At 50.7% G+C, this 15,389-nt stretch carries 12 protein-coding genes and 1 pseudogene; 9 read left to right on the plus strand and 4 right to left on the minus strand.

Annotated features, from left to right (window positions below; genetic code table 11):
• Window positions 1-1,026: 1,026 nt before the first annotated feature.
• Entirely contained in the window at window positions 1,027-1,593 is a 567-nt protein-coding gene (locus tag DQX05_RS24425) for a helix-turn-helix domain-containing protein (protein ID WP_087442758.1), read from the minus strand.
• 162 nt (window positions 1,594-1,755) lie between these two features.
• Here DQX05_RS24425 and tdh point away from each other — a divergent pair, with 162 nt between their 5' ends.
• The 3 genes and pseudogenes from tdh to DQX05_RS33465 all read left to right on the plus strand — a co-directional run bounded on the left by tdh (window position 1,756) and on the right by DQX05_RS33465 (window position 5,460).
• Window positions 1,756-2,802, plus strand: coding sequence for an L-threonine 3-dehydrogenase (gene tdh / locus DQX05_RS24430; protein WP_119795966.1), 1,047 nt, complete (start codon window positions 1,756-1,758; stop codon window positions 2,800-2,802).
• A gap of 27 nt (window positions 2,803-2,829) precedes the next feature.
• Complete coding sequence (locus tag DQX05_RS24435; protein WP_119795967.1) at window positions 2,830-4,008, plus strand: glycine C-acetyltransferase; 1,179 nt, start codon at window positions 2,830-2,832, stop codon at window positions 4,006-4,008.
• 283 nt (window positions 4,009-4,291) lie between these two features.
• Window positions 4,292-5,460 (plus strand): annotated as a pseudogene (locus tag DQX05_RS33465) (IS110 family RNA-guided transposase).
• 386 nt (window positions 5,461-5,846) lie between these two features.
• Here DQX05_RS33465 and DQX05_RS24445 read toward each other — a convergent pair.
• A complete protein-coding gene (locus DQX05_RS24445) occupies window positions 5,847-6,224 on the minus strand; it encodes a hypothetical protein (RefSeq protein ID WP_119795968.1) in 378 nt (125 codons plus the stop codon).
• Between the two features lie 182 nt (window positions 6,225-6,406).
• Between DQX05_RS24445 and DQX05_RS33320 the strand changes: the two genes are divergently transcribed.
• Together DQX05_RS33320 and DQX05_RS32540 are read left to right on the plus strand one after the other, a co-directional pair.
• Window positions 6,407-6,694 carry an IS3 family transposase gene (locus DQX05_RS33320; protein WP_119795969.1) on the plus strand — a complete coding sequence of 96 codons (288 nt, stop codon included), beginning with the start codon at window positions 6,407-6,409 and terminating at the stop codon, window positions 6,692-6,694.
• A complete protein-coding gene (locus tag DQX05_RS32540; protein ID WP_397335978.1) occupies window positions 6,591-7,055 on the plus strand; it encodes a transposase in 465 nt (154 codons plus the stop codon). The genes DQX05_RS33320 and DQX05_RS32540 overlap by 104 nt, the downstream gene beginning before the upstream one ends.
• A 189-nt stretch (window positions 7,056-7,244) precedes the next feature.
• Here DQX05_RS32540 and DQX05_RS24460 read toward each other — a convergent pair whose 3' ends face one another.
• The gene (locus tag DQX05_RS24460) at window positions 7,245-7,874 is read right to left on the minus strand and encodes a hypothetical protein (RefSeq protein ID WP_119795971.1); all 630 of its coding nucleotides are present in this window, start codon (window positions 7,872-7,874) and stop codon (window positions 7,245-7,247) included.
• A gap of 1,173 nt (window positions 7,875-9,047) precedes the next feature.
• Here DQX05_RS24460 and DQX05_RS24465 point away from each other — a divergent pair.
• The 4 genes from DQX05_RS24465 (at window position 9,048) to DQX05_RS24480 (ending at window position 13,925) form a co-directional block, all read left to right on the plus strand.
• Window positions 9,048-10,214 carry a Gfo/Idh/MocA family protein gene (locus DQX05_RS24465; protein WP_119795972.1) on the plus strand — a complete coding sequence of 389 codons (1,167 nt, stop codon included), beginning with the start codon at window positions 9,048-9,050 and terminating at the stop codon, window positions 10,212-10,214.
• 162 nt (window positions 10,215-10,376) lie between these two features.
• A complete protein-coding gene (locus DQX05_RS24470) occupies window positions 10,377-11,366 on the plus strand; it encodes an ABC transporter permease (RefSeq protein WP_259392208.1) in 990 nt (329 codons plus the stop codon).
• A 13-nt stretch (window positions 11,367-11,379) separates the two neighbouring features.
• On the plus strand, window positions 11,380-12,264 hold the full coding sequence (locus DQX05_RS24475) for a carbohydrate ABC transporter permease (protein ID WP_119795973.1): 885 nt from the start codon (window positions 11,380-11,382) through the stop codon (window positions 12,262-12,264).
• 29 nt (window positions 12,265-12,293) lie between these two features.
• On the plus strand, window positions 12,294-13,925 hold the full coding sequence (locus DQX05_RS24480; protein ID WP_119795974.1) for an extracellular solute-binding protein: 1,632 nt from the start codon (window positions 12,294-12,296) through the stop codon (window positions 13,923-13,925).
• Window positions 13,926-14,014: 89 nt separating this feature from the next.
• Here the strand turns inward: DQX05_RS24480 and DQX05_RS24485 are convergent, their stop codons facing one another.
• Complete coding sequence (locus DQX05_RS24485; RefSeq protein WP_119796005.1) at window positions 14,015-14,926, minus strand: serine hydrolase domain-containing protein; 912 nt, start codon at window positions 14,924-14,926, stop codon at window positions 14,015-14,017.
• Window positions 14,927-15,389 lie beyond the last annotated feature (463 nt).

Consider the following 15,389-nt stretch of genomic DNA (forward strand, 5'->3'; position numbering starts at 1 on the left):
TACAAATATAGAGACTTATGGTGAACGTCGTGAAAAGTTTGATGCAACGCTAGTGGGCACCCACAGTGTTTTAAATCGATTTTTTTCTACTGAGAGACGAGATCCACCACACAAAAAATGAAGTGCCACAAAATCCCTCGGACTTTCTCAACAGCCTGTTATTGGGGGTTTTGTGATGCCGTGCGTTAATACGGGAGCTTTCCTTCCTTCTGACAGGCAGCCTTACAGGCAGTGTGTCCAAGACCGCGCCTTCCTTGGTGAGCGCAGCGGAACGGATAATTATAACCCTCTTCCGCCACCTTACTTCACTCTCCCATTTGCTCAGGAGCAGCACTTCCAGGTCAGAGTGAAACGTACCTCCGGAACACCCGGTATGTCCGAGTTGCTCTTTCCCCCTCTTTTCAGCCTATATTGACGTCAACAGAGCACATTTTGAATTTATTTTTCCTGATAGAAAGGGATATTGAGCCAAAGGACGAAGCCCCTGAGCAGATGGGATTATGGAGATAAGGCGGGTTGCCTGACCGGACGGGATAATGGAGGTAAGGCGGGTGATCTGACCAGATGGGATAATAGAGATACGGGGAGTTACCTGACCAGACGGGATATTGAACCAAAGGACGAAGCCCCTGACCGGACGGGATAATGCAGGCGAGGGAGCGCCATGAACCAAGCGAGAAACGGCAGACAGCCGGGAGATCCCCTGACCCAATGGGATATTGCATGAAAGGAAGGAAGAAGGCAGAGGCGTGTGGAAATGCCGTTACCAATCAGGTGAGCAAAAAAGATGCGAGGTGACGGCGTGGCTGAGCTGTCTGGCAAGCCGAAGGTGGTTATTTTAGGAGCGTTCCATATGAAGGCCAAGGCAGGCCTGTGTATAGCAGAAAGCGGATGCCCGAGATCGAGCCCGTCTACAGCTATCTGGCTTGAGGAGGAACCGCAGATAACGCCACGAAGGCGCTCCGGTCAGGGAGCGCCTTCTCTATTGTTCGGAGTACGGACAGTATGTTCCGTTCCTGGCTAGCGTTATCTGTTCGCGGACGGGTAGTGCAGCAGGGTCATGTAGCGAATGGTGCGGTCGGTGCGGTTCGTGTACGTATGAACCTGGTCGGCGGTGAAGCGCATCGTCGTCTTCGGCTCCAGCACGTATTCGTCGCCGCCCAGCGAGACGTGAAGCACGCCGTCAATCACCATGATGAACTCTTCGACGCCGTCGTAGTGGGCTTCCGACACATGGGAGCACCCCGGGTCCACCTCCACGCTATACACCTCGAACCCCTTGTCCTGTTCAAATGGAAAGATAGGAAACGTACGGTATGCCCCATCTTCCTCCACGAGCGGGGTAATATCCTCCACCTTGACGATTGACACACTCGGCGTGGATTCCTCCATCAGGGTTGCGAAGGAGATGCGCAGACCATTCACAATTTTCCATAATACTGAAATGGTCGGATTCGATTCCCCTCGCTCGATTTGCCCGAGCATGCCTTTGCTGACGCCGGACATGTCCGACACCTGGTCCAGGCTCAGTCCCCGCGATTTGCGGATCTCTTGCAGGTTTTTCCCGATTTTTTTGTGGATCGGTTCTTGCATGGCGGTTCTCCTCTCCCACTCTGTACCGGATATCTCAAAACAATACAAAAGACCATATACAATATAGCGTACATTTGTGTAGTATATTATACAACAGTATGAAGTATTGGTATCCGTTTTCTTTCTATTGTATGTAAAAAATATGGGAGGAGCAATCCGTAAATGACAGCGACGATGATCGGTTTGGTCAAGGCAGAACGCAAGCCTGGAGCCGTCTTGAAGGAAGTACCGGTTCCGGCGTACGGTCCGGATGAAGTGTTGGTTCGCGTCAAGGCGTCCTCCATCTGCGGAACGGACGTTCATATTTATAAATGGGATGATTGGGCGGCCCGTACGGTCGTCACTCCGAATGTGTTCGGGCATGAATTTGCTGGCATTGTGGAGGCTGTCGGCGACCGGGTGACGAATGTGAAGGCGGGCGATCATGTATCAGGGGAAGGCCATGTCGTCTGCGGCGTATGCAAAGCATGCCGAACCGGCAATGCCCATGTCTGCCCGCATACGCGCAGCTTCGGGATTACGCTGCCCGGCTGCTTCGGCGAATACGCCGTTCTGCGGGCTAGCAATGTCATCCAGAACGATCCGAAGCTTCCGTTTGAAATCGCTTGCTTGCAGGATCCGCTCGGCAATGCCGTGCAGACGGTGCTGGCCGGAGACATCGTCGGCAAGAGCGTCGCGGTCGTCGGCGTCGGCCCGATCGGGCTGATGGCGATTGCGGTCGCGAAGGCTTGCGGCAGCGGAACGATTATTGCGGTGGACATCAATCCGTACCGGCTCGAGATGGCGAAGACGATGGGGGCGGATGTCATCGTCAACAGCAAGGAAGTGAATTCGGTACAGGCGATCCGGGAGGCGACGAACGGAGAAGGCGCGGAAGTGGTGCTGGAAATGTCTGGACACCCCGATGCGATCCGCGACGCATTGAAGGCGGCGGCTCAAGCCGGCCGCGTCTCGCTTCTGGGCATTCCGAGCAAGGAGGTCTCCTTCGATCTCGCGGAGGATGTCATTTTCAAAGGCTTGCAGCTGGTAGGCATTACCGGGCGCCGCATGTACGATACATGGTATCAGCTCAAAGGCCTGCTCGAACGGGGACGGATCGATTTGACCCCGCTCATTACGCACCGGCTGACATTGGACCGGTATGAGGAAGCATTCGACTTGATGTCTTCGGGGAATTGCGGCAAAATTGTATTTATACACCAGCAATAACAAATGTAGAGATGGAGGTGCGGCAGCATGGCCGGATTTGATGTGATTGAGCAGCAATTGAAGGATTTGAAGGATTCGGGTCGCTACCGTCCGCTTACCGTATGGGAAGGCGGATCGGATTCTTGGATGACGCTGCAGGGAGGCAAGCGCGTCCTGCAGATGTCGTCGAACAACTATTTGGGGCTGACACAGCATCCCGCATTGAAGCAGGCGGCTGCGGACGCGATTGCGAAGTACGGCGTCGGCGCCGGTTCCGTGCGGACGATTACGGGCACGCTCGACATCCATGACGAGCTGGAGCGCCGGCTGGCCGAATTCAAGGGCACAGAGGCGACGCTGGTCTTCCAGTCGGGCTTCACGACGAACCAGGGGGTGTTGGCCTCGCTGCTTGGTCCGGACGATGTCGTCATCAGCGATGAATTGAATCATGCCAGCATCATCGACGGGATTCGCCTGACGAAGACGAACAAGCGCATTTATGCGCACAAGGACATGGATCAGCTCGAAGCGGCGCTCAAGGAGAGCGGCGGGTTCCGCCAGCGGGTCGTCGTCACCGACGGCGTATTCAGCATGGACGGCGATATCGCTCCGCTGCCGCATATCGTTGAGCTGGCGGAACGGTATGACGCGATCGTATATGTTGACGACGCTCATGCCAGCGGTGTGCTCGGGAAGCATGGCAAAGGCTCCACCGATCACTTCGGCCTGCATGGCCGGGTGCATATCCAGGTTGGCACGCTGTCGAAGGCGATCGGCGCCGTTGGCGGTTATGTGGCCAGCTCGCATTCCTTGAAGGACTACTTGACCAATGTAGCGCGCTCGTTCCTGTTCAGCACGTCGCTGCCACCTTCAGTCGCGGCCACCTGCCTCGCCGCGATCGAGGTGCTCAAGACGGAGCCCGAATTGACCGAGCGGCTCTGGCACAACGCGAACTCGTTCCGCAGCATGCTGCAGGCGGACGGCTTCGACACCGGCGTGAGCGAGACGCCGATCATTCCGATTATCGTCGGCGATCCGGCCCGCACGAATCAATTCTCCCGCCGCCTGATGGAGGAAGGGATCTGCGCGCAGGGCATCGTCTATCCGACGGTCGCCATGGACAAAGGCCGCGTCCGCCTCATCGTGACGGCGCAGCATACCGAGCAGGACCTCGCGTTCGCCCAGGAAGTGCTGACGAAGGTTGGCAAAGAGTTCGGACTGATTTAATTGTTCGCCACTCGCTTTCTATTTTGGAAGCAGAGTGGCTTTTCGTATTATTAGTTCAGCCAGAGATTTCTGGTTGGCCTATTTTTGTAGGTGTTTTACGATGGTGGTAGCCGGGAGAACGAGGGTGGCTTAGGGACGCAGATCCCGTCAAAAAAACTGTTCTCTCACTACCGTCCAATGACCATGTTTGAGCTGGTAGAGGCTTTTGACCTCGCATCACAAGCGAAGCTATGGGTTTGGAAGCCATGTGGGAATGCCGGTGAATCGAGTCAAGGAGGTTATTATGCAGCCAGTAGTAGGAGTTGACGTGGCGAAGGGATTTAGCGTAATACAGTCCTTTATAGGACGAAACGTACCATACAGGAGGATGGAGAACCTTCAGCACGGAGAGGAAGGTTTTGAACGGTTAGGGGAATTGTTGGGTGAACTGGGAGATGTAAGTGGCGTTGAACCAGTCGTTGTCCTTGAGGCAACGGGGCATTACCATCGTAGCCTAGTCGGGTATCTTAAACGCGGCGGATGGATTCATTACATTGTCAATCCTCTGCAAGCTAAACGATCAAAAGGCACGCAGTTGCGTAAGGTTAAAACAGATGCAGCAGATGCTTGGCATTTGGCAGAAATGTACTACCGTGGGGACGTTAAAGCACACCGTGAGTGGGAAGAATCCTACACGGAGCTTCAGCACTTGACGAGGCAACATGAGTTTGTAACTGCGATGTACGTGCAGGCTAAGTTAAATAGCAGGGCATTACTTGAACAAGTATTTCCAGGTTCATCGGATTATTTCACAATCTGTATGCAACAACGTCATTGAAAGAGCTAGAGCGATGCCTGGAGAAGAAGACAGGAGATGCCCAAGAGCTCATCTGTACATGTGTGGGTAAATCCCATTCGAAAAAATGGATTGCGGAGAAAACAGAACGGCTCAAAGAACTCATGCTGGTCTGGAACACCCAAGTTAGAAGCTTAGCCCAGAGCATAGCGCTGACTAGCATGGTCTCATTGCTATTAGAGTTTGACAAGCAGTTAAATCATTTGGAAAGCAGATTGAAGAGTTGGCTTTGGAATTACCTGAAGTTGAATTGATTAAAAGTATCCCGGGTGTGGGAAACAAACTGGCGGCAACCATCGTAGCGGAACTCGGAGATGCAAGTCAGTTCAAAGATGCAAAAGCAAGTCGTTGCCTATGCAGGGTTAGATCCGGGAATATACAGCTCAGGAAAGTTCACAGCGACAAGCAACCGGATAACGAAACGGGGATCTAAGAGACTACGCCGGGCATTATATCTTGCTGTACAGTGCGGAATTCGCAGAGGTTCAAACCGAAGGATAAGTAATTACTATGAGAAGAAAAGGAAAGAGGGCAAGCCCTACAAGGTGGTTGTGATCGCCTGGGCCAACAAGCTTCTCCATCACATCTATGCCATCCTTAATAAAAGCGAGCCCTAAAAAGCGTAAATCCATATTTATCCATAACCTTCATGCCAATGAAGGTTATTTGCGTTGCAGTTAAAAGTATGCCAATAAACGTTTCAAAAATATGATCCTCCATTACGTAGAGTGGTTAGCGGTACTTTTATTTACAGAGAGATAGTCGTCGGGAATGTCTCCTGTTCCACCACCATAGCAACCACGAGGAAAGCTTTCAAAGAATCAAGATTTCGTAACCTTGTTTAAAGGTACAATCCTTGATTTAAAGAAAATCAGCCCTTCCGATTTCCCATATTTTGGGAAGCGAAAGAGCCAAGAAAATCTACTTTCTAATGGTGGTAATGTTATTGAAAGTATGGTGTACGAAAGAACCGTGCAACGATGATGCGATTCTTCTTACTCGATTATTTGCCCAAAACTACTCCATCTTCATCCAGAGAAGCTTTTCTTTCACCACTTTTGTTCAATTTCCACTTCTTTTCCTTTCCGTTATACCCCAAATGTCCAGCAGTGTCTTTCTCGATAGACCATCTTCCATATTTAAATTCGCCTGAACTTTTTGTTTTAGGCGTATTCCCATGCTTGTCCTTGAATTTATCTAAGTCTACCGTTTTATCATCTTCCATAATATCATTCGGTAATGAGTCTGCCACATCCTGAGCCATTTGTACTAGTTTTAAATAAAGCATCAAAGCCGTTGCTGAGGAAGGTTGGGGTACTGCTGTAAGTAAAAATGAAGCAATAAAAAGTCCAGATAACAACTTGATAAAAATCTTTTTCATTGCAAACACTCCCTTTGAGGTATTTACTATTTTAGGGATATAATACCATAAAAAGGGATTTTATTCTTTTTTATAATATCGGATAGGGCAAATGATAATAATATTAAAGGTAAATTATTCCTTTTGTACGTAACTACTTTCCTATCAGGCTACCTTCACCTTTTTACTTCAGCTATCGGCGTATGACGAGGTTCCTCCGCGACCAAGCGCATGAAGTGAATCGCAAGCGTGTACGCCGCTTGATGCAGATCATGGGTCTGGAAGCGATCTATCCGAAGCCAAACCTTAGCAGACGGCTTCACTCCCTTTACAAACGTCCTTACTTGCTTTTCGGCCTGAACATCGATCGCCCCAATCACGTTTGGGGTGTTTACGTATCTAGGGATGGGCAAGGGATTCATGTACCTCTTTCTCATCATCGACTGGTACAGCGGGAAGGTGATCGATTACGAACTGTCCAGTACCCTTGAAAAGGGCTTCGTGCTTAGATGCCTCAAGAGGGCATTTAGCCACTGTAAACCGGATATCATGAATAGCGATCAAGACTCGCACTTTACGAACAAAGACTATCTGGAACTGCTTGAGAAGGAAGGGATCAAAGTCTCGATGGACAGCAAAGGCCGGGCAACTGACAACAGCCAAACAGAGCGCTTCTTTCGATCGCTCAAGTATGAATGCATCCTTCTTCAAGAATTTGAGAACCCTCGTGCGCTACGTCATGGGATAGCTCGCTACGTCCAATTTTACAATCAGGAGCGCCCTCACCAGTCACTTGGCGAAGCGAGTCCCGTGCAATTTTACGCCGATAATGACAAGAAAATCGCATCTTGAATTTCGCCGAAAGGAGGACATAGCTTATTTCTCAAAAAAACGTGTCTTGACAATGAGGAGCATTATAAATATCACAAACATGATCCTACGCACAATGGCAAAATTTCATGAAGTCTTTAATTCTTCTGTTACCGTAAAAAGGAGTATGCAGGCGTTCTGTATAGCCATGTATTCAGGTAAATATATCAACTACAGTGAAGTCCGTTGTCTTACGTACAGGCCGTGAGTGGTACAGATAAGATTCAATAACTCTCGATCATCTTTGTTTACTACAAAAACTTTTAATACCAAGCCATTAATCCATACCGTCATTTTTATTTTTTTAAAAACAAAACAAGAGCAGACTTTATCTTTTAAGGAGAGTTTGGTTAAAAACTCAATATCATCAAACGTATCCAATGAAATAAATTGTTCTTGCTTTTTCTTTGTTTTTTCTAAAAGTCTATCAAAATAACTTTTCTCGGAGGGGAACTGTTCCAATAATTGATCAATACGCTCGACAATATTACTATAAATTATAACATCGCTTAAGCCCCACAACTGTTGTATTACTTCTAAGTAACGTTCTTCGATTTTTGCATATTTTTTCATCAACAACTCATTTTTTTTACATTTATCGTAAAAAATCTCTAGGGTATCACTTGCAGGATATCTAAGTACTCGCGGAAATTGATCAACAATAAATGTTTGTGAAGGAAATAAGGCATCGGTATCCAACCACAGCAAATCTTCTTGATTCTCTTCCAGTATTTTTAGCGCTGCATTTGGATCCTCCCACAATTTGTCCGTAAGAAGAAACCCAATATTTTGTTTGTTCATACCAAAACCACCTTTTATTTATTTTTTCCATTATTCTCGCATTATTTTGCTAGCAGCTTAGCTTCGCGATGCTTGCCCGTACTGTGTATGATTCTCTGATTGCCGCTTAGAAAGACCGTTTCTCTACTTAAAATTTATCTTATTCGACATGCAGGTTGAATTTCCTTTCCGTTGTTTTCCAGCCTTAATTCAACTTATATCGAACAACCTATTTCTATAGGTGTCAACTCATATAAAAATGTTACCGATCGGTAGTGATTCATTCATCACCGTAACATTGATTTTCTCGCTTTAAATATACTCATGTTTGTTTTTTATATCTTTCGGCATCCAATATTTTGCGTTCGGAAGCATGGGGGTTTCTCATCCCTGTACGTAAATTCACTAGAATTGGTGCGCAACATCAATTTAATGATAACCGGTTGGTTGGTTATCCGGCTGACCGATACCAAATGTTTGGATCAGGGGCCATTCTCGCGGGGGCAGTCGGCTATTTGGCAGCTGGTTTATTTAGCTTACGCTTTATAAAATATGTGTCACTCATAAAGCGAACTTAACCGTGGAGGATAAGATGATCGAGATCAATAAGGAATGACCTCACGGAATGATCATCCAGAAAGGAACCGTCTTGAAAGTTCGTGATTTGTAAAGAGGGATAGTCCCTTCATGGATATGACCAGAATAACGATGTCTCTTATCGCGAGATTGTAATTATGCACGTGATATGAATGTATTAAGTTGGCAATCGCCGCTCTTTTTCCTGTAAGGAAGGGAGCGGCGATTTTTAACGTATCTGACCTGAAGTTATCTATTTTGTCCCCGCACGGCTTGTTCCTTGGCATATCCCTGGGATCGGGGCGATGCAAATTATTTGCCCCAAATATCCAAATGAATTTTTACGTTTTTTTGAACAATACAGGTTGACGTTGGCGAATCACCCGATATATAATGTCCACAAGCATGAAAGAAAGCCTTGACAATGGACGGGTGCCGGACGATAGCAGCCTGTTTGTTCACAATTATTTGCGCATATTTGCGCACGCCGATTATTGCGCAAACGCAATGAGAAAACTGCCTCGAGTTATTGCCTGTCATCATCCGCTTCATTGCGCTTATGCGCGTAATCGTATGTTCCAGAGGTTGAATACTCCAAGGTGAAAAGGGGACAGAATCATGCAGCAAGTACGCATAGGAATGATCGGAGCCCGCGGGCGGGGCGGGATTGCGAAGTACTGGCATAAGCCGGACGGCCGTTCCGTCGTCGTCGGAGCAGCGGATATTTATCCGGAGAAGCTGGAGGAATTCCGGAAGGAGATTAACCCGGATGCCTTCGTGACGACCGATTACCGCGAGCTGCTCACGCGGGAGGATATTGATGCGATTGCGGTTACTTCGCCCGATTATTGCCATGAAGAGCATGCGGTGGCTGCGCTGAAGGCCGGCAAGCATGTCTTTTGTGAGAAGCCGCTCGCGATCACCGTCGACGGCTGCGACAACATCCTCAAGGCGTGGCAGGAATCCGGCAAGAAGCTGATGGTCGGCTTCAATATGCGGTATATGAATATGTATCGGACGATGAAGGAGATTGTCGATTCCGGCGTCATCGGCGAGATTAAGGCCGTATGGGTGCGCCATTTCGTAGGCTGGGGAGGATACTTCTATTTCCACGACTGGCATGCGAATTCCGCCAATTCGACCGGGCTGCTTCTGCAAAAGGGCTCTCATGATATCGACATCATTCATTGGATTACCGGACGCTACGCGACGAAGGTGTCGGCGTTCGGCGGGCTCGATTTCTACGGCGGCGACAAGCCGAACGACCTGACTTGTCCGGCATGCGATGAGCGGGAGACGTGCACCGAGGTCAGCCCAAGCAGCCTGATCGAATGCGCCTTCCGCGAGGAAGTGAATGTGGAAGACAATAATATGGTCATTATGGAGCTGGAAGGCGGAATTAAGGCATCGTATTTGCAATGTCATTTCACGCCGGATTATCAGCGCAATTATACATTTATCGGAACCGAAGGGCGGATGGAGAACAACGAGCTGGAGAACAAGGTCTATGTATGGACCCGCCGCTCGAACAATCCGCGCGAGCTGTCCAACCGGGTGTACGAGATTAAGGAAGCGAAGGGATCCCATGGCGGTGCCGATCCGAATATTTGCAAGGACTTCGTAGACATGATTCTCGACGGCAAGATGCCGGTAGCGCCGCCGCTGGCGGGCCGCATGAGCGTGGCTGTAGGCTGTGCAGCGACGGAATCGCTGCGCGGCGGCGGCGGTGTGGTGCAGGTCTCTCCGGCGCCGGATGCGGCAGTGCTCCAGGGCAGCGGCAACTGACATAGGTATGAAGCAGGTTCTCGCAGCTCGTGCGGCGAATTTCCGCGGCATCGAGAAGCGGGAACCATTAACCAATATTTGATCTTGTTAAAAAATTACAAAAAAGTATAATTGATGTTTTTTAATTGAAAAAAGCCAGTATCGAGCAGCGCTATTTTGTCAATGGAGAGAGGAAGGAGAGTGAATGAAGAGTTGAGCAAAGCAGGGGTTACAACCGAGAGTCTCCCGGCGGTCCCGGCGCGCAGAGCCTCCTGGGTCTGGCGCTCGATCAAGCGCAACTGGCAGCTGTATGCGCTCATTACGCCGGTCGTTATTTACTATATCATTTTTCATTATTTGCCGATGTACGGCGTGCAGATCGCGTTCAAGGACTTCATCGCTTCCAAAGGAATCTGGGACAGCCCTTGGGTGGGCTTCAAGCATTTCGAACGGTTTTTCAGCAGCTATTTCTTTGAACGTCTTATTGTGAATGCGCTTACAATCAGTCTGTACACGCTGCTGGTCAGCTTTCCGATCCCGATATTGCTGGCCTTGATGCTGAATGAAGCGAAGGCGGAATGGTTCAAGAAGACCGTGCAGACGATTACGTACGCGCCGCATTTTCTGTCTGTCGTCGTTGTGGTCGGCATGCTCTTTATTTTCCTGAACCCGAGCATGGGCATCGTCAACCATCTGATTGTCGCCCTGGGCGGGGAGCCGATTGCCTTCATGACGGATGCGAATTGGTTCAAGACGCTGTATGTACTGTCAGATGTGTGGCAGACGATGGGCTGGAGCTCGATCATTTATTTGGCGGCCTTGTCCGGTGTCGATCTTCAACTGCATGAAGCGGCGACGATTGATGGGGCGAGCAAGCTGCAGCGCATCTGGCATATCAATATTCCGACGATTGCCCCGACGATAATTATTTTGCTGATCCTCAATCTCGGGACGGTCATGGCGGTGGGGTTCGAGAAAATTTTCCTGATGCAGAACAATCTGAATCTCGCCAGCTCGGATGTCATCTCCACCTATGTGTACCGCAGCGGGATACTGGATGCGCAGTACAGCTTCTCCGCCGCGGTCGGATTATTCAATTCGGTTGTGAACTTCGCGCTCTTGATTATCGTGAACTCGATCGCCAGACGCGTAAGCACGACGAGCCTATGGTAAGGAGGGGGTTGCCATGATCGATCGCTCCATCGGAGACCGCATCTTCGATGTCGTCAATTACGTCCTGTTAACGCTGGTCATGCTCATTGTGCTCTATCCGCTTCTTTTTGTCCTGAGCGCTTCTGTCAGCAACCCGGAGACGGTGCTGCGCGGCGAGATGTGGCTGATTCCGAAGCAAATCAACTTCGACGCATACGCCAAAATTTTTCAGAATAAAGACATCCTCCTTGGTTACGGCAACACGATTCTATACACCCTTCTCGGCACGGCCATCAATCTCATCATGACGATATGCGCGGCGTATCCGCTCGCCCGCAAAGACTTCCTCGGCCGAGGGCTGATTACCGCCATGATCGTCTTCACCATGTTCTTCGGGGGCGGGCTCATTCCTACGTACTTGCTCATCAAAAACTTGAATATGCTCGACACGCTATGGGTAATGGTGATTCCGAACGCCGTTGCGGTCTGGAACATCATCATTATGCGTACGTTCTTCCAGCAATCGATACCTGGCGAGATTCAGGAGGCGGCCATGATTGACGGATGCAGCCATATGCAGACGCTGCTGCGCATCGTCCTGCCCCTGTCGATGCCGATTATCGCCGTCATGGTGCTGTTCTATGCGGTAGGCCACTGGAATTCCTATTTCAACGCGCTGATTTACTTGTCCAGCAAGGACAAATTCCCGCTGCAGCTCATTCTGCGCGAGATTCTGATTCAGAGCGATTCGGGCGACATGATCAAGCTGACGTCGGAATCGGCGGTGAAGATGAAGATGAGTGTGGAGGGATTGAAATATGCGGTACTGGTGGTGGCGAATTTGCCGATGCTCATCCTGTATCCGTTCCTGCAGCGCTATTTTGTCAAGGGCATCATGATTGGAGCTCTGAAGGGGTAACCGAGCACAAGCAAAAGGGGGGAAATGTTGTGCAAGCAAAAAAATGGCTGATGACGACAATGAGTGTGCTGCTGAGCTTCTCGCTGCTGATTACGGCATGCGGAGGCAGCGGCGGAGGGGGAGGAGCCGATGCCGGCAACAGCGAAGAGCGGCTCGCCAAGATGAACAAGGAAGGGATGCCGATCGCCAAGGAGAAGATAACGATGTCCGGCTTCGCCGCGAAGTTCTATGCTTCGGCGGACTGGAGCAAGCTGATGCTCTGGGAAGAATACGAGAAGATGACCAATATTCATATCGATTGGGAGACGGTGCAGGTCGACAGCCTGAAGGAGAAGCGCAACATCAAGCTGGCCGGCGGCGATTATCCCGAGATTTTCTTCGCCTCCGCCTTCGCCAAGAGCGATCTGATCAAGTACGGAAGCCAAGGCACCTTCCTGCGGCTGAACGAGCTGATCGACGAGCATGCCCCGAATTTCAAGGCGTTGATGGAGAAATACCCGATCGTGAAGCAGGGCATTACGATGCCGGACGGCAGCATTTACGGCCTGCCGACCGTGTTCCACCCGGACTTCAAGTCGCTGTTCTACGGGACGCCGTGGATGAAAAAGGAATGGCTCGACAAGCTGGGGCTGCAGCCGCCGACCAATCTGGAGGAGCTGCATACGGTGCTGAAGGCGATCAAGGACGGCGACCCGAACGGCAACGGGAAAAAGGATGAGATCCCGTGGGGGTCCAGGGGCGTCTGGATTATGATCAACTTCCTGAAGGGCTCGTTCGGACTGAACAAGAACGGAACGGCCAATCCGAACGTCGACCTCGATCCGGATACCGGCAAGCTCCGGTTCGTGCCGGCGACGAAGCAGTACAAGGGACTGCTGCAATATGTCGCGAAGCTGCACGCGGACGGACTGTTCGATCCGGAGACATTCACGATGAAGGACACTGACCTTACGTCCAAGGCGACGGCCGGCGTGTACGGCTTCCTGGACGGCGTGAATCCGAAGGCCGTCTACAACCAGGAGGGCTATGTCGGCATGCCGGTGCTCGAGGGCCCGTACGGCGACGAGACCGCGACCAACATCGGATCGCCGCTCGGCAATATCGGCATGTTCGTGCTGACGGACAAAGCGAAGAACCCGGAAGCGGCCATTCGCTGGATGGATCATTTCTACAGCGACGAAGGGGTCAAAATGTTCTTCATGGGCTTCGAAGGCGTGACATACAAAGTGAATGACAAGGGCGAATACGAGTATCTGGATACGATCACGAACAATCCGGACGGCTTGAACCTGGATCAGGCGGTCAGCCAATATCTTACCTGGCCGGGCGGCTATTATCCGGGCATGGTGATGCAGAAGTACTTCAAGGGGGCGGAAGGGCTGCCTTCGTCGGTCAAGAACGCCGAGGAGGCGGAGCCGCATTCGATACCGATGAGCGAGGTATGGCCGGCCTTCAACTTCACCCCGGAGGAGCAGGATGAGTTGACGACGCTTCAGACGGATATTCATACGTATGTCGATGAGATGCGCGACAAGTTCGCTTCGGGCGCGGTCGGATTCGATCAATGGGACAATTATGTGAAGCAGCTGGAAAAGATGAATCTGAAGCGTTACCTGGAGATTTACCAAGCGGCGTATGAGCGCTATCTGAAATCGAAATGATGGCCTCGATTCCGAAGTCGAAGCCCCGTGCCGGACTGCTCGGCACGGGGCTTGCTGTTGCAGGAAGGGATTTATGAAGGCGGCCGTGATTACAGCAACGGCAGAAGCTCGTCCCAGACCGCATCAAGGATGCTCTGCATATCTCCCTCATTGCTGTTGATGGCAATCGCCGCATCCCGGCCGGGGATTACGATGCAGAACTGCCCGTGCGCCCCGTCGGCACGATACGCGTCATGCGTGCACATCCAGAACTGGCAGCCATAGCCCTGACTCCAGTCGATGCTGCCCTCGTTGTCGATATGCTTGCGCGTGGCGAATGCAATCCACTCCGCAGGGATGAGCTGTTCGCCTTCCCAAGCGCCCTGCTGCAGCAGCAGCTGTCCGAAGCGGCTCAGCTCCTCGTTGCTGATGCGCAGCCCCGCGCATCCGAGCGTGACGCCGAGCGGGGATGTGTCCCACTCGACGCGTTCCATCCCAAGCGGCTCGAACAAGCGCGGAGTCAAATATTGATGGACCGTCTGGCCAACGGCGGCCTGCACCATCGCCGAAATCATGAAGGTGTCGCCGCTACTGTAGGTGAACTGCTCGCCGGGAGGGCGGTCCAGCGGCAGCGACATATAGTATTTGGCCCAGTCCTTCTCCTGCAGCGACTTTCTCTCGTCGGCCCACAGCGGCGGAGCGTCATGGCCGGAGGACATCCGCAGCAGATCGTACAAGCGGATGCGGCCGGGCTCAAGGGCGGGATCGTCCGCCATTCCTTCCCGCACATGCTGGGGAAACACATCCCCCAGCGTCGTATCCAATGTCAGCTTCCCTTCCTCGATCGCCAGTCCGACCGCCATGCAGGTGAACGATTTGCTAACCGAGTGCTGTACGCGGCGGATATCTTCGCTTGCATCCCACTGCCCCGCCAGACGGCCGCCTTGCCGTACCCGGGCGGAGAGGACGTTTAGTTTTTTTTCGGTTATCCGCTGGACAAAACCGGTTAATACATTAGACATCATCAGTCCTTCTTTCCTTATTGGATTTCGAAATGATGCAGTGAACAACGTTGGCAGGAAGGGAGCTTCTCCCTATGTACATCGTAATAGAAACGTTTCCGCAATTAAGCGCTAAGCTGATATTTATCATATTACAATCGCTTTCATAGCATGTCAACGAACAGATAGCAAGCGTTTTCTTGGGTCGTGTTAAATCAATATATGGATATTTATAGATAAAATGGGGCGATGGAGTTTATGCTTCAATATTTTTTGCGCTTATTTCCGAAAAAATCATTGACAGGCTCAGGGAGCGAGATTTATGATTTAATCGAAACGATTCGATAAAACGCTTTCACAGAAAAAACACCGCAAGGAAGCTTAAAATCCCAAGTGCGAACCCGTTGCAAAAAGGATGAAGTCTACGCTTTTAAACTTTTGAAAATGAAAGGGATTACATATGGCGCATGTAACGATAGACACG

The organism is Paenibacillus thiaminolyticus (assembly GCF_003591545.1).
Taxonomy (GTDB): Bacteria; Bacillota; Bacilli; order Paenibacillales; family Paenibacillaceae; genus Paenibacillus_B; species Paenibacillus_B thiaminolyticus_A.

Excerpts from the sequence above, each read along its gene's own strand:
- tdh (WP_119795966.1), top strand. The coding sequence starts at position 1,756 with ATGACAGCGACGATGATCGGTTTGGTCAAGGCAGAACGCAAGCCTGGA.
- DQX05_RS24425 (WP_087442758.1), bottom strand. The coding sequence starts at position 1,593 with ATGCAAGAACCGATCCACAAAAAAATCGGGAAAAACCTGCAAGAGATC.
- DQX05_RS24465 (WP_119795972.1), top strand. The coding sequence starts at position 9,048 with ATGCAGCAAGTACGCATAGGAATGATCGGAGCCCGCGGGCGGGGCGGG.
- DQX05_RS33320 (WP_119795969.1), top strand. The coding sequence starts at position 6,407 with ATGACGAGGTTCCTCCGCGACCAAGCGCATGAAGTGAATCGCAAGCGT.
- DQX05_RS24485 (WP_119796005.1), bottom strand. The coding sequence starts at position 14,926 with ATGTCTAATGTATTAACCGGTTTTGTCCAGCGGATAACCGAAAAAAAA.
- DQX05_RS24445 (WP_119795968.1), bottom strand. The coding sequence starts at position 6,224 with ATGAAAAAGATTTTTATCAAGTTGTTATCTGGACTTTTTATTGCTTCA.
- DQX05_RS24460 (WP_119795971.1), bottom strand. The coding sequence starts at position 7,874 with ATGAACAAACAAAATATTGGGTTTCTTCTTACGGACAAATTGTGGGAG.
- DQX05_RS24470 (WP_259392208.1), top strand. The coding sequence starts at position 10,377 with ATGGAGAGAGGAAGGAGAGTGAATGAAGAGTTGAGCAAAGCAGGGGTT.
- DQX05_RS24475 (WP_119795973.1), top strand. The coding sequence starts at position 11,380 with ATGATCGATCGCTCCATCGGAGACCGCATCTTCGATGTCGTCAATTAC.
- DQX05_RS24435 (WP_119795967.1), top strand. The coding sequence starts at position 2,830 with ATGGCCGGATTTGATGTGATTGAGCAGCAATTGAAGGATTTGAAGGAT.